14 protein-coding genes are annotated in these 14586 nt (G+C 52.2%); 9 read left to right on the top strand and 5 right to left on the bottom strand.

The features are described from left to right. The 3 genes from VGC33_RS15220 to ubiA form a co-directional block, all read left to right on the top strand. On the top strand, positions 1-1227 hold a 1227-nt coding region (locus VGC33_RS15220), incomplete at its 5' end, for a YjbH domain-containing protein (RefSeq protein WP_331121610.1). Positions 1228-1401: 174 nt separating this feature from the next. Next, the gene (ubiC, locus tag VGC33_RS15215; protein ID WP_331121609.1) at positions 1402-1908 is read left to right on the top strand and encodes a chorismate lyase; all 507 of its coding nucleotides are present in this window, start codon (positions 1402-1404) and stop codon (positions 1906-1908) included. Positions 1909-1963: 55 nt separating this feature from the next. Next, positions 1964-2827 (top strand): 4-hydroxybenzoate octaprenyltransferase, encoded by an 864-nt coding sequence (gene ubiA, locus VGC33_RS15210; RefSeq protein ID WP_331121614.1) that lies wholly within the window; start codon positions 1964-1966, stop codon positions 2825-2827. A 47-nt stretch (positions 2828-2874) separates the two neighbouring features. On the opposite strand, the gene plsB is transcribed toward ubiA, so the two are convergent. Continuing rightward, a complete protein-coding gene (plsB, locus tag VGC33_RS15205; protein WP_331121608.1) occupies positions 2875-5334 on the bottom strand; it encodes a glycerol-3-phosphate 1-O-acyltransferase PlsB in 2460 nt (819 codons plus the stop codon). Between the two features lie 125 nt (positions 5335-5459). On the opposite strand from plsB, the gene VGC33_RS15200 reads away from it, so the two are divergent. The 3 genes from VGC33_RS15200 (at position 5460) to VGC33_RS15190 (ending at position 7145) form a co-directional block, all read left to right on the top strand. Next, a complete protein-coding gene (locus VGC33_RS15200) occupies positions 5460-5825 on the top strand; it encodes a diacylglycerol kinase (protein ID WP_331121607.1) in 366 nt (121 codons plus the stop codon). 123 nt (positions 5826-5948) lie between these two features. Continuing rightward, complete coding sequence (lexA, locus tag VGC33_RS15195) at positions 5949-6557, top strand: transcriptional repressor LexA (protein WP_331121606.1); 609 nt, start codon at positions 5949-5951, stop codon at positions 6555-6557. Between the two features lie 378 nt (positions 6558-6935). Further along, the gene (locus VGC33_RS15190) at positions 6936-7145 is read left to right on the top strand and encodes a CsbD family protein (RefSeq protein WP_331121605.1); all 210 of its coding nucleotides are present in this window, start codon (positions 6936-6938) and stop codon (positions 7143-7145) included. A 264-nt stretch (positions 7146-7409) separates the two neighbouring features. Here the strand turns inward: VGC33_RS15190 and zur are convergent, their stop codons facing one another. Beyond that, positions 7410-7919, bottom strand: coding sequence for a zinc uptake transcriptional repressor Zur (zur, locus tag VGC33_RS15185; RefSeq protein WP_331121604.1), 510 nt, complete (start codon positions 7917-7919; stop codon positions 7410-7412). Between the two features lie 155 nt (positions 7920-8074). Then, positions 8075-8704, bottom strand: a complete 630-nt coding sequence (gene rcsA, locus VGC33_RS15180) for a transcriptional regulator RcsA (protein ID WP_331121603.1) — start codon at positions 8702-8704, stop codon at positions 8075-8077. A gap of 463 nt (positions 8705-9167) precedes the next feature. Between rcsA and dusA the strand changes: the two genes are divergently transcribed. The 3 genes from dusA (at position 9168) to VGC33_RS15165 (ending at position 11732) form a co-directional block, all read left to right on the top strand. Then, complete coding sequence (gene dusA, locus VGC33_RS15175) at positions 9168-10178, top strand: tRNA dihydrouridine(20/20a) synthase DusA (protein ID WP_331121602.1); 1011 nt, start codon at positions 9168-9170, stop codon at positions 10176-10178. A 300-nt stretch (positions 10179-10478) separates the two neighbouring features. Continuing rightward, on the top strand, positions 10479-10697 hold the full coding sequence (gene pspG, locus VGC33_RS15170) for an envelope stress response protein PspG (RefSeq protein ID WP_331121601.1): 219 nt from the start codon (positions 10479-10481) through the stop codon (positions 10695-10697). Between the two features lie 300 nt (positions 10698-10997). Continuing rightward, positions 10998-11732, top strand: coding sequence for an inverse autotransporter beta domain-containing protein (locus tag VGC33_RS15165; protein WP_331121600.1), 735 nt, complete (start codon positions 10998-11000; stop codon positions 11730-11732). 170 nt (positions 11733-11902) lie between these two features. Here the strand turns inward: VGC33_RS15165 and VGC33_RS15160 are convergent, their stop codons facing one another. Together VGC33_RS15160 and VGC33_RS15155 are read right to left on the bottom strand one after the other, a co-directional pair. After that, entirely contained in the window at positions 11903-12949 is a 1047-nt protein-coding gene (locus VGC33_RS15160) for an Ig-like domain-containing protein (protein ID WP_331121599.1), read from the bottom strand. 622 nt (positions 12950-13571) lie between these two features. Continuing rightward, a complete protein-coding gene (locus VGC33_RS15155) occupies positions 13572-14555 on the bottom strand; it encodes a quinone oxidoreductase (RefSeq protein WP_331121598.1) in 984 nt (327 codons plus the stop codon). Positions 14556-14586: the final 31 nt, after the last annotated feature.

Raw genomic sequence — 14586 nt, 5'->3', positions numbered from 1 at the left:
CCGGCCTACGCGCCGCAGCCGCAGTCCGATATGCTGCAGCATCAGGTGGTGGCGCAGCAGCTGACCGATATGGACAGCAATGCCGGGTTTACCGGCCCGCATATCCAGGTAAAAGACCGCACCCTGTATATGACCGGCGAGCAATATAAATACCGGGATGACCAAGAGGGCGTCGATCGCGCCAACCGTATCCTGGTCAATAACCTGCCGGAGAACATCGATACCCTGAAGGTCACCCAGACCCGGCAGAACATGCCGCAGGTTACCACGGAAACCGACGTGAAAAGCTTGCAGGACACCCTGGCGGGTTACCCCCTGGGGCATGAGCAGCCGCTGAAGCAACGCCGCACCGAGCCGGACGTGCCGAAAAACGCAGAACAAGGTTATTATATCGACCGGGAACGCCTGCAGCTTGGCGTGTCGCCGGTGCTCAACCAATCGTTCGGCGGGCCTGAATCATTTTACATGTACCAAATCGGCGTCGAAGGCACGGCCAGCTATTGGCTGACCGACCATTGGGTGACCTCCGGTTCCCTGTTCGGCAATATCGTCAATAACTACGACAAATTCAACTTCACCGCGCCGCCGAGCGATTCCCATCTGCCGCGCGTCCGCACCCGCATACGTGAGTATGTGCAGAACGACGTCTATATCAGCAACTTGCAGACCACCTATATGGATCGCCTGGGCGACGGCTGGTACGGCCAGCTTTATGGCGGCTATCTGGAAATGATGTACGGCGGCGTCGGCGGGGAAGTGCTGTATCGTCCGCTGGACAAAAACTGGGCGGTGGGCATTGACGGTAACTACGTCAAGCAGCGCGACTGGGACAATATGATGCAGTTCGCCGACTATACTGTGGCGACCGGCAACCTGACCGGCTATTGGCGGCCGGACTTCATGGATAACGTGCTGGTTAAAGCCAGCGTCGGACGTTACCTGGCCAAGGATAAGGGCGTCACCTTCGATGTATCCCGCCGCTTCGACAGCGGGATCACCGCCGGCGCCTTTGCCACCTTTACCAACGTCTCCAAAGAGGACTATGGCGAAGGGTCGTTCACCAAAGGATTTTACCTTTCCATCCCGCTGGATCTGCTGACGCCGACGCCGAACCGTAGCCGCGCGCAGCTGAACTGGATCCCGCTGACGCGTGACGGCGGCCAGATGGTCGGTCGTAAATACTATCTGTACGGTTTAACCGACGAACGCTCCCCCGCGCTGGAATAAGCGCGACAATACCCATTTCCAACGCCTCCTTACGGAGGCTTTTTTTTTACGCCGCCGCGTGTACTAAGGGGTATTGCCGCCTCATCAATCGCAATCTTCCGCTTACGGCAGGTTAAAAAACTGGCGTTCTGAGCTACACTATCGGATCTGAACACCTGAACTATGGGGAACAGGATGACGGACGATCCTCACATCGCGTTACTGGCTGCCATTACCTGGCTGACTGACCAGGACCCGGCGCCCGCGCCCGCCCTGGCGGACTGGCTGATGGAGAAAGAATCCATGACCCGGCGCTTCGAGCGCCATTGCCGGCATGTTACCATCCGCCGTGGCCGCGAAGGTTATTTCCCGGCACAGGCGCTGGGTGACGATATTGCCCTGTTGCCGCCCAGCGATCGCTACTGGCTGCGGGAAATCGTACTGTGCGGCGATGACATACCCTGGCTGGCCGGTCGCACCCTGATGCCCGAAAACGCCATGAACGGGTCGGAGTGGGCGCTTACCACGCTGGGTGATGTTCCCTTGGGCCGCTGGCTGTTTCGCAACCGGACGCCGGAACGGGACTTTATCCAGCTGGGCCGAAAAGACGGCCTGTGGGCGCGGCGCTCCTGCCTGCGCCCGGATGGTAAACCCTTATTGCTGACCGAACTGTTTTTACCCGCTGCTCCGCTGTATTGTTAAGCAGTATGCAAAGAATGATGAAGTAAAGGAGAAACAAGTGGAACAAAGCGCCACGATGGGCAAATGGCAGGCCTGGTGCCGACTGATGCGCATTGATAAACCCATTGGCTCTCTGTTATTACTGTGGCCGACGCTTTGGGCATTATGGCTGGCGGGAAGCGGCACGCCCGCCTTAGGCACGCTGGCGGTGTTTGTCCTTGGGGTCTTTTTTATGCGCGCCGCGGGATGTGTCGTCAATGATTTTGCCGATCGCAAGATAGACGGTCACGTCAGGCGTACCGCCTCCCGTCCCTTGCCCAGCGGCCTTGTCAGCGAAAAAGAAGCCAAAATGCTGTTTGTCATCCTGGTGGGCGTGTCGTTTGGGCTGGTGCTGACGCTGAATACCATGACCATTGCCCTTTCGGTGGCGGCCCTGGCGCTGGCTTGGGTTTATCCGTTTATGAAGCGGGTAACCCATCTGCCGCAACTGGTATTGGGCGCAGCATTCGGCTGGTCAATACCCATGGGCTATGCGGCGGTCAGTGAGTCCTTACCTCTCTCCTGCTGGCTGCTGTTCGCCGCCAATATCCTCTGGACGGTGGCATACGATACGCAATACGCCATGGTGGACCGCGATGATGATATCCGCATCGGTGTTAAATCCACCGCTATTCTCTTCGGACGCCATGACAAATTGATTATCGGTTTACTACAGGCGGCGACGCTGCTATTGCTTGCCTGGCTGGGAGCATTGGCGTCGCTTGGCATGGTATTTTATGCGTTCCTGGCGCTGGCGGGAGGGTTGTTTGTCTATCAGCAAAAACTGATTGCGCGGCGGGATCGCGACGCCTGCTTTAAAGCTTTTTTAAACAACAACCTGGTGGGCATGCTGATTTTTGTCGGCATTGCGCTGAGTTTTTTCGGCCAGGCCCGGTTATAACAGGGCGTAAAGACGGGCGATGCGTCGGCATTCGCCCGCCGCGGATATCATAACATGGGCGCGGGGTCGTTTTCAGGCGTCGCGGCCAACAGGCTTGCGCTGTTAATGGTCAATTGCACCTCGGGGGTCATCAGCTCGCCGAGGATCTCGCTGACCTCATTCACCTTCTCGCCAATGGCATCGCCGGTGTCGCTGATATAGCTTTCATCCCTGAGCGTGGCCACCAATGTGGAAAATACCGCTTTGTCGAAAAATTCAGGCGCGTTAATACCGTGCAGCACCGAAAGACGCTGGGCCATAATCCGGCTTTCTTTCTCAAGCGTCCCGCGATTGATTTGCGGATTGAAGCGTAACAGCGAAAAGGTGATGGCATAGCGTTGCAACGTCTCGCGCACCCCCGCCGCCAGCAGTTGCAGGGTAAATGCCCGCGCCGGGTTGAAAAACAGCTGCGCGGCGCGCTCGACAACCAGCTCCTGGCGCGCCAGTTCCCCGATGAGCGCTTCGATGACCGGGCCGAGCTGGGGCATCTCGAAACGCATGAATAGCTCGGCTTTCATCAGGGGATAAAGCAGGTTGATACGGTGCAATAGCTGCCCGCGATCGATGCCGGGATGACCGATAATGATACTCGCGACCAGCGAAGGCAGGATAAACAGATGCTGGATATTGTTGCGATAATAGGTCATCAGTACCGCCTGTTCGCGGGACAGGTAGATAATATCGCCAATGGTATCCTGTTCGACGCTGAATTTATTCATCGCCAGGGCATGTTCCAGCAGGTCCTGCGCCGTAGTGTCCGGCACCGTGACATCAGCGGCGTAGGGCACGTTGCGCATCAACTCCAGATAGCAGGTTAACTGCTGCAAAAGCTGTTCGCGGGTCAGGGAACGCTGACGGGAAGCCAGCAGCACGGTGGAACACAGGTTAATGGCGTTCGCCGCCGCGGCGTTATTTATCCTTACCATGATTTGCGCGGCGATATCGTCCACCGCGGGCGCCAGCCAGCCGGGACGCTGGGCTTCGATAGGGTCGATGGAATCACGCCAGTGCGGCACCCGCTGGTTAAGATAGACGCTTAACGACAAGGGTTCGCCAAAATTGACATAACCCTGGCCCAGGTTGCGTAATTTACGCAACCCCCGCACCATCTGCACGAATCCTTCTTTTTCCTTGGTGGCTCCCCGCAGTTCCTTGGCGTAGGTGGCCACTTCCATAACATGTTCATACCCAACGTAAATCGGCACCAGCGTGATAGGGCGGTTGCCGCCACGCAGCATCGCCTGGATGGTCATGGTCAGGGTGCCGGTCTTGGGATCAAGCAGGCGCCCGGTACGCGAGCGTCCTCCCTCCATAAAATATTCCACTGAATAGCCCCGGGTAAATAATTCACCCAGGTATTCGCGGAATATGGTGGAGTAGAGCTTATTGCCCTTGAAGGTGCGCCGGATAAAAAAAGCGCCCAGCCGGCGGAAAATCGGACCCGCCGGCCAGAAGTTCAGGTTGATGCCGGCGGCGATATGCGGCGGCACCAGTCCCTGATGATAAAGCACATAGGACAGCAGCAGGTAATCCATATGGCTGCGGTGACACGGCACATAGACAATTTCATGGCCGTCCTCCGCCAACTGGCGAACGCGTTCGGCGTTGCGCACGTGCAGTCCCTGGTAGAGCCGGTTCCAGGTCCAGCTCAACACCCGATCCGACAAACGCACGGCTTCATACGAAAAATCCGCCGCAATCTCCTCCATCAGCTCGATGGCGTTTTGCTGCGCTTTGTCCGCCGAGATTTTTTTAGTGCGTGCCTCATCCTCCACGGCTTTTTCAATGGCCTTGGATGCCAGCAGTTTGTTGAATAAATCCTGACGGACCGGCAGACGCGGCCCTACCGCCACCAGACGCTGGCGGGCAAAATGAATCATGGCGACGCGGGCCAGCTTTTGCGCGATGGTTTTATCGGTGCCATGCTCATTCGCCATAAAGCGCATGGACAGCGGTCGGGAAAAACGCACAAAACTATCGCGCCCCAGCCACAGTACCGCGATGAACTTCTGGAAACCATTGAGCAGCCGTAGCTGCGGCGCCGGCTGGTGCTGTTGCCCGTCGCGACCGGGCGAACGGCCGAACATAATGGACACCGGCACCATCTGGACATCAAGCTGTGGATTATTGCGATGTAAATCAAGATAATCATGAAACAGCTTTACTGATTCCAGCTTTTCCGAGAAGTAGCGAAAAACGCGGGGACCATCGTGGATGAAGACGTGGCGCGGTAAGAGCACGCCGTCGATATCCAGGGGGATCAGCGGATCGGGCAGCCCCAACCGCAGGCATTGCGCGCGCAGGGTGAGCAGGTCCGCCCTGGAATTATAGGGCAAAACATACATCATTGGCCGCAGCGGATCCAAACCGGCTTCTTGCCGGGGATTAGCGGGAATAGCTTTACTTCGCACCAGTAGCCGGAGCGGTAAATCCAACAATGTATAATAAATAGTACGCCAACCTGACATATCTTCGTGAAGCCTCTTGTTAGCATTGCGCCACAAGAATACCAGAAACCGCGCGACAGATCTGTGGTGATGCGAACGAGAAGAAACGGTAATATAGGCACAATTTTTCATTAGTGCATAAAATTATGGCAAATCAAACCAACGGGCTTCGACGCATCTTTAACGCCATGGGTTATTCCATCAAAGGATGTCGCGCCGCCTGGCGACATGAAGCCGCGTTTCGCCAGGAAGCGGTGGCCGCCGTGGCGGCGATTATTCTCGCCTGTTTCCTTGAACGCGATCCGGTGGCGCGGATTTTGTTAATGGGCTCGGTCTGGCTGGTGCTTATTGTTGAAATCATCAACAGCGCCATTGAGGCGGTGGTGGATCGCATCGGGCCAGAACTGCATCCGCTTTCGGGCCGGGCCAAGGACCTGGGCTCCGCGGCGGTGTTCCTGGCCATTGTATTGGCGCTATTCGTGTGGATAACACTGCTATGGCGGCATATTTGAGAAATATTCGTCCGCGCTCGGCCGTAGCCGGGGTTTTATCACGATTTGCAACGCTTATGGTTTTCAATTGCCGCGGACCTGTATATACTCACATAAAGACTGTATAAACAAACAGGGGATGGAATGAAAGCACTAACCGCCAGACAACAAGAGGTTTTTGACCTTATCCGCGATCATCTTGCGCAAACCGGTATGCCGCCGACCAGGGCGGAGATCGCGCATCGTCTGGGATTCAAATCTCCTAACGCCGCCGAAGAGCATCTCAAGGCGCTGGCACGCAAGGGCGCCATTGAAATCGTATCCGGCGCCTCGCGCGGCATCCGCTTATTGATAGAAGAAGAGACCGGGCTGCCGCTTATCGGCCGCGTGGCCGCCGGCGAGCCATTGCTGGCGGAACAACATATTGAAAGCCATTACCAGATAGATCCCGATCTGTTCAAACCCCATGCGGATTTCCTGCTGCGCGTCAGCGGCATGTCCATGAAGGATATCGGCATCATGGACGGCGATCTGCTGGCGGTGCATAAAACGCAGGACGCCCATAACGGCCAGGTGGTGGTGGCGCGCATTAATGATGAAGTGACGGTGAAACGCCTGAAAAGGCACGGTAATATTGTTGAATTATTGCCGGAAAACAGCGAGTTCTCACCCATCATCGTCGACCTGCGCGAGCAGGAGCTTTCCATTGAAGGTTTGGCGGTCGGCGTCATTCGCAACGGCAACTGGATCTGACGACAGGCCACCCCGTGCCGCGCCGTTGTCTGATGTCCGGCGGCGTGGGACAATGACTGTCGCCGTAAACAGGCAGCGGCGAGTCGTCAACGCAGGCGGTGGTTAATATTTCGTTACAATTGGCGCTGTACTGCCCCATGCCCTCTACCCCCTGTTTTATTTCAATTTATCGCCGCTCCAGCGATAATAACCCTGCCTGTATGGTCTAATCGTCTGCTTAATGAACCTCGCGCCAAATCCCCTGCTATACTTTATTCATAGGGTTAGCTTATGACACAGCAGGTTTCGGGACTAAAGACAGTTCCCTATATCCACGCAGTATATAAAACCTGTGATGAATTATGTTGACTGATAAACCGATAGCCAAGGAGAATTCCGATGAACAAAGACGAAGCCAGCGGTAATTGGAAACAATTTAAAGGCAAATTGAAAGAACAATGGGGTAAGCTTACCGACGACGATTTGACCGTGGTGGAAGGCAAACGCGATCAATTAATTGGTAAAATCCAAGAGCGTTATGGTTATGGTAAAGAAGCCGCTGAAACGGAAGTCAAGGATTGGGAAACACGTAATAAATATCGTTGGTAATAATTTTGGAAGAATTGACCACCACGCAAGTGCGGGTTAATTGGTTCTCAAGTGTTCCTACCCAAAGGTACAAGGATGTACCACCCTACAGCCGTTGCTGGCCTTATCTATCCACCCCTCCTTCGCTATATCTATTCGCCCTTCGGCTATAGTAATGCTACAGGCGTATTTTTTCATATCCGGCGCGGGTAAAACGTTCTCCATTCCCTGTAGCGACGCGTGATGGCATTTTTCCGTTTGGCGTAGCGGATCGGCTGGTGCCCGTTAGCGTTTTTTTATCGCCACGCTATGGTCATGCCCGCAGTCCTGAGGGTTGTCGCAGGCTTGTACCTCGGCGCACATGAGACAAAAACCGTGGGCCTCAACCACGTTATGACGCATGGTAAACCCCCTGGCTTGGGCCATTTTCTGTAGTATCTCTTCAATGCCTTCGGTTGATTGTTCGGTGACCTGACCGCAGCGATCGCAGATAAAAAAAGCGGAGGTGTGGCTGGGCTGTTCAAAATGATGGCACAGAACATAGCTGTTGGTGGACTCGACCCTATGGATAAACCCCTGTTCCAACAAGAAATCCAGCGCGCGATAAATCGTCGGCGGCTTGGCCTGCGGTTCCGTTGTGCGCAGCAGGTCGAGCAGGTCGTAGGCACTGATTGCACCGACCTGCTGTGTCATCAGGCGCAACACTTCCAATCGTTGTGGCGTCAGACGCACATTGCGCTGCTGGCATAACTGTTCAGCCTGGCTGAGCAGTTGAGACCGATCGGTGATATTCATAATGATTCCCCGCAGTTTAATCCTTAGTCTATCTTATCATGAAGGCGTAAAAACGCCGAATAGCGGCGCGTTTCACGCTGCTGCGCTATGGGTGTCGATAAAATCGCGGGGATTAACTCGGGGATGGGCAGCCACATCTGCGCCACTGCTGTTTTTCAGCAAACGGGATAACGGATATTAATACTGTCTGTTACGCTGTTAGCAATGGCAATTAAATGATAAATCACCTGCTTATTGCTGGCCTTGGTTTTACGCTTTATATTAATTTTATGAGAAGACAGGGTTTTTTCTTTAATATGCAACTGGGTACAAATATACAATGTATCATAACCGGACATCCACATTGTTAGAATTTCCACTTCCGTTTTACTAAAACGCAATGGCGAGAAGCCAATGGCGGAATCCCCGTTTCGCCAAGCTTTTGTATCCATAAAGTAGCGAATTATCATTAACAATGTGCTGATTTTAATAAACTTTGATAAAATAATCACATTGTCCCTAATGGGAACAAAATCATGGAATTTGATATTTTCATTGCCAATGAAGATAAAAAAAAGCGTCAACGGCTGCTCATCGATTATAGATTTTAGATCTTCACTATCACCTTGATATTGATAAGAATTTTGGTTTATGAAAATTATCGACGGTTTAGAGGTTTTGCATCTTAATCGCAAAGTGCTCACATTGTCCACGTCACGTATTGCACCTTTAATACCGCTTGCCGGCAACGAACTTTTGATCGCATATTTGGTATAAGTGCAAGGGTCAAGTATAAACACTGTCATAATGATAATGATATCTGCAATTAGATCCATCCAAGGGTAAAGAGGGCTTCAGATAAAAAGACGACATTGGAGTTTATGAAAGATAAAACCCATTTTGTTTATTGATTAATCATTTTTCTACCTTTTTTCTGTATTGGCGTTTAAATATACATTATGAATATGTGATAAATGATTATGATCGGTTTGTAAATCACTTGGGGAGGTATTGGGATGGAATGACGCTCATTTGGGATGAAATGGCCGTTCCATGGGTTGCTAAAAGTATAATTTTTAACAGGAATGAAACATTATACGATGTTTAGCAAAATAGAAACATTAACATGATTAATGAATCGAGATTGTGGAGATCGTCACCTCATGGGAATACTGTGATAGAATACCTTGATAACATCCCAGCGTTTCTTGAACTATTTTGATGCCTGCACCTGACCTTATGAATGCTCTAGCAGCCAAATCCTTAAACATGCCAGCCGCGGCGCGGTTTCCCTCGCAGCGCTTCTCTGTCGCGCCGATGCTGGACTGGACTGACCGCCACTGCCGCTATTTCCTGCGGCAGCTGACGCGTCATGCGTTGCTGTATACCGAAATGGTGACCACCGGCGCTTTGCTCTATGGCAAAGGCGACTATCTGGCCTATAACGAGGCCGAGCATCCGCTGGCGTTACAGTTGGGCGGCAGCGAGCCGGATGCGTTGGCGCAGTGTGCCCGCATGGCCGAGCTGCGGGGCTATGACGAGATTAATCTTAACGTGGGCTGCCCGTCGGACCGGGTGCAGAACGGCCGCTTCGGCGCCTGCCTGATGGCTGAGCGCGAGCGGGTGGCCGACTGTATTGCCGCCATGCGCTCCGCGGTGTCTATTCCGGTGACGGTAAAAACCCGCATCGGCATCGACGAGCAGGATAGCTATCCGTTTTTGTGCGAATTTATTCAGGCCGTGGCTGAGCGCGGCGGCTGCGATACGTTTATCATCCATGCGCGAAAAGCGTGGCTGTCGGGGCTAAGCCCGAAGGAAAACCGCGAAATCCCACCGCTGGACTACGATCGCGTCTATCAGCTCAAGCGCGATTTTCCGTCCCTTACGCTTGCAATCAACGGCGGCATAACCACACTTGACCAAGCGGAACGGCATCTTAACCGCCTGGACGGCGTGATGATAGGGCGAGAGGCCTACCAGAACCCCGGCATGCTTGGTCAGGTCGACAGCCGGTTATTCGGCGCCGCCGATCCGCATGACGATATGACGGCGGTGGTGGAAGCCATGTATCCTTATATGGAACGCGAACTGGCCCAAGGCACCTACCTTGGCCATATGACCCGTCATATGCTTGGAATATTCCAGGGCGTGCCGGGTGCGCGGCAATGGCGGCGCCATCTCAGCGAAAACGCCCACAAGGCCGGAGCCGGTATTGATGTGGTGCGCCAGGCATTGGCCAAAGTGGCAAAAGCTGAACCGATGCGGTGCATTGCCGGATAAATCTTGTCGGCTTTCTCCGGCCAATATGTACTGGCATGCGCCGCCGGCGGTGAAGGTGCGTTATGAGGGCTACTACGGCCATGGCGCGGAATCGCGGAATAAGGCGGCCGATAGCGGTGATAATAACTATTATTTAGTCAAAAAGACCATTCCCATCTCGAACATAACAATATTTATCGTTATTTTTCAATGGTGAGGCGTGCTTTATTATTGGCACGGTTTTTGTAATATGTTTCTTATCATCGCAAAAATCGCAGAAGGTTTAGCCTGCTGTGTTACCCCCGATTTCAGGAGCCTGTAATGGTGGAATTTGTCTTTGTCATCGCATTCTTTTTGATGCTGCTGCTGACCGGTATCTCATTTCTGGGCGTATTGGCGGCGCTGGCGGTGGGTTTCCTGGTCATGATGTTTGCCGGCGTGCTGGTCATGGCGTTGAAACTGCTGCCTTGGCTGTTACTCGCGCTGGTGGTGGCCTGGATCTGGCGCGCGGTTAACCCGCCCCGTTTTCCCCGATATTAAGCTACCCGCCCGGGATGGTCGGCAGACGTTTTTTTATCTATAAGCCGAAGCCTGCCAAATGGCGCCTTGCCTGATAAGGGTAAGGTGCCAAATTGTTATTTTTTAATATAGTAATATAAGCACCCATAAGCTTTTCAAAAACCCGGCGAATATCTCTATATTGCTGATTTATTGATTGCTATAGTAGCTCTCGTTATTTCAAGCTATGCGTCCACGCACATCGCTATATAAATGAGAGCTGCACTTCATTGATACTGATTTATATTTTTAATATATGTTATTTATGATGTGTGGTGTATCATGCAGCTAACTAAAGTTAAAATACCTAAATCGTCATTTTATCGATTAGCTTATTTTAAGCATTTTATTTTGTTTTTTATTTTTATAATCCTGATGTTATACTCTGTTTTCATTGATGTGAATGCCGCTGAGCCGCCAGGCGACGCTGTATTTATGAGCCAAACTTATATTTTAGGTGAAGGGGAGACTGTTGATACAGTAGCAAGGAAATACCATATTACAGCGGAAAATTTAAAAAAGTTAAATAAATTCCGTACTTTTTCGAAACCTTTCACTTCATTAACGGCAGGGGATGAGATTGAGGTTCCGGATAGCGAAACCTTGAGCAAGCCTGGCTTGGCCGCAGCGCCCGGCGATAATCAGCGGTTTATCAATAGGTTTACCACGCTTGGCTCGATGATGTCCGCAGATGAATCCTATGGAGCGATGGGGGCAAATGTTGGCTCGCTGGTGACCGGCGAGGCCATGCAGAATTGGTTAAATCACTATGGTACCGCCAGGGTGAAGATCAATACCGATAATCGTTTCCGGTTCGTAAATAGCTCGCTGGATTTTTTATTACCTCTGTATGACGGCGAATCTGCTATGTTATTTGTGCAATTGGGCGGGCGGAATAACGACGATAGAAACACCCTTAATATGGGGTGGGGAGTAAGAACCTATCTTGATGCCTGGCTGTACGGGATGAATTTTTTCTACGATACAGCCCTGCGGTCACATAGCGGGGAACAATAACAATCAGTCCGTCTCCGGCCGCCAAATCGTTTCCGGTAACGACACCCTCTTTTTTTTGCGGAACTAAAGGTTCAGGCAGAGCCATAGCATTTCCTTTTTTATCCATATTTATTACTGGTGCCTATAAAATCAGTGGCCAATTCCGAACTCGGAAAATCTTGGTAATATATCTATCCTGGCACAACTGTATTAATTAAGACTCGCGTAATATAAGATTGATTAACCACATTTGTCACGCGGTCGATAATGCTATAGGAAATACTGCCATTTACGCCACTTAACTCTCTAAGATAGAAATAAGTTATCATGGCGTTAGTGCCTGCCGTTGAATTTGTCACGTCACCCTGCGCCACCACAGTGCTACGGATGGGTACGCCGGCGTATGTACTGAGTGCTAACGTTATCCTATAATGGTCTCCGTTTGCGATATTCGGTTGATTACCGGGGATTTGAACGACGACACCCTGGACTGCGGCGTTATAAGTAATACGATTATCGGGTATGTGGGGTAACGTGGGGGGAGCCAATGTTGAGATACTATAAGGGCTTCCTTCAATAGCAAGAAGCAATGGCGTGGAGGGAAAAAAACCGTTTTGACTTTCTACTTCATAATACACAAGGTAGGTTCCGTCAACCAGGTCGACTTCTACATCCACGAGCCCGGAAATATCTATGACCCAAGGGATATTCGTACCATCATAGAATCTTTGCGTTTTAAAAGACCCCCAGTAAAAAGTGAATACGTCGCCAATCGCCAGCACCACCGGGCGATATATCAATGCCTGGACGCCTTGTTTGATAACACTACCGGTCAAGACATTTTGTGTTGTCAGACCGTTCACGCGTACCGGCAGTAAACTGGCGTAAAAATAGATTATATTAATGGATGCGCTATTACCGCCGACAGAAGCAGTGACAGTCGCGGTGCCGAATTGAGGATTTGTCACTGAATTCATTAGCGTATTGGTGGTGACCCCATTTCTGCCCGTCTCAGTGAACTGTGCAATTTCGCCAAAAGTAGAACTCCAGGTTACCACCTCGTCTGCCAGGGGCACCCCCGACGAACGGGCGAAAGGGCTCAGCGTGACATCCGGGATGACTTGAGGGTCAATATAATAGGTCTCAGAGGTCAATGATATCTCTACCGCCAGTGGATTTACCGGGCAGCGCGAATTGTGCTCTGGCGCATAATCAGGTTGATAAAATGTGTCAGACATAATCACTCCTCTAGGAAATTACGGTAAAATTGCCGGCACAAACGCCAGTAAAATTATTTTTTGTTCGTTCATCCCCGACCAGATTTGTTGCAAACAAATGGGCAATGCGGAAATAAATCAGCATAGACAAAAAATATGTTTATCAGCATCAATCAATTCGACTAGTTAAATATCAAGCGCGGCAATAATCGGAAGTTCATTGCCTTTTCGCCTTATTACGCCCAAGGCGTTTTTCCCCGCCCCGCATGGCCGGCCGCCACAATCAAAGAATGATGCGCGCGGCGTGCTGCGTTTAAGTAAGGAAGAGAAATATGGGCGATGGATCACAGTTTGATGTTTTCCTGGCCCCAGGCAGCGGCAAAGTATGCATTTTACTTATCTATCCTGTTAGAATAATGCCTCAGTTTTAGCATAAGCATTTCATCGGCATCGGTGAATAATAGCTGTATAAGCAGCATACACCGGTGTTTAAGCCTCTGTTCCACCTACATCACGCGTTTTGCAGTTGGTAGTAAACGACGGGCCTTCGTTAGAGGGCCCGTTTTTTTATGGCACAAGGCGCGCTTTGGATATTGCAATCCCCGCATTGGATAATCGGAGAGATAGCGTTAGCCGCGCGGGATCAGGGGATTAACAATGAGGAGCCGTTGGTTTCGCGGTTTTCCAGCGCCTGATGCGCCCGCTGCGCCTCGGCTAGCGGGAAGCGTTGTTGATCCGGCACCGTGATCTTGATCGCGCCGCTGGCAATCATCGAGAACAGTTCGTTGCTGGCGAATTTCAGTTCTTCGCGATTGGTGACATATCCGTTAAGCGAGGGGCGGGTGACGTACAGCGAGCCTTTTTGATTCAGGATCGCGAGGTTAACGCCGGTCACCGGACCGGACGAGTTGCCGAAGCTGACCATCAGGCCGCGCCGGCGCAGGCTGTCGAGCGAGGCTTCCCACGTGTTTTTGCCCACCGAGTCATACACCACGCTCACCTTCTTCCCTTCAGTCAGCGCCGCCACGCGTTCCGGTACGTTTTCCTCCCGGTAGTTGATGATTTCCCAGGCGCCGGCTTCTTTGGCCAGGGCGGCTTTTTCCACCGAGCCGACCGTGCCGATCATTTTGGCGCCCAGCGCCTTGGCCCATTGGCAGGCAATGCGCCCGACGCCGCCCGCAGCTGCGTGAAACAGGAAGATTTCGTTGGGTTTGATTTCATAAGTTTGGCGCAACAGGTAAAAGACGGTCAGGCCTTTTAAAAATGACGCGGCGGCCTGCTCAAACGAAATGGCGTCGGGCAGGAGGGCGATATTTTTTTCCGCCACGTTATGCACCTCGCTGTAGGCGCCCAGGGGCGATTGCGCATAAACCACCCGATCCCCCGCCTTTAGCCCGGAAACGCCGGCGCCCACCTTGACGATAATGCCGGCGGCCTCGGTCCCCAGGCCCGAGGGTTTGGTGGGGGTGGGATATAAACCGCTGCGCACATAGGTGTCAATATAATTGATACCTATGGCTTTATTTGCAACCTGTACTTCTCCCGCCGCCGGATCCGCCGGGTTAAAGTCGACGTATTGCATCACTTCTGGTCCGCCGTTGGCGGCAAACTGAATACGCTTGGCCATGTTTGTTCCTCGTTTGAATAACGTTATTTAC

The organism is Acerihabitans sp. (genome assembly GCF_036398755.1).
Lineage (GTDB): Bacteria > Pseudomonadota > Gammaproteobacteria > Enterobacterales > Enterobacteriaceae > Acerihabitans.
This window is presented reverse-complemented; position numbering and strand designations above follow the sequence as displayed.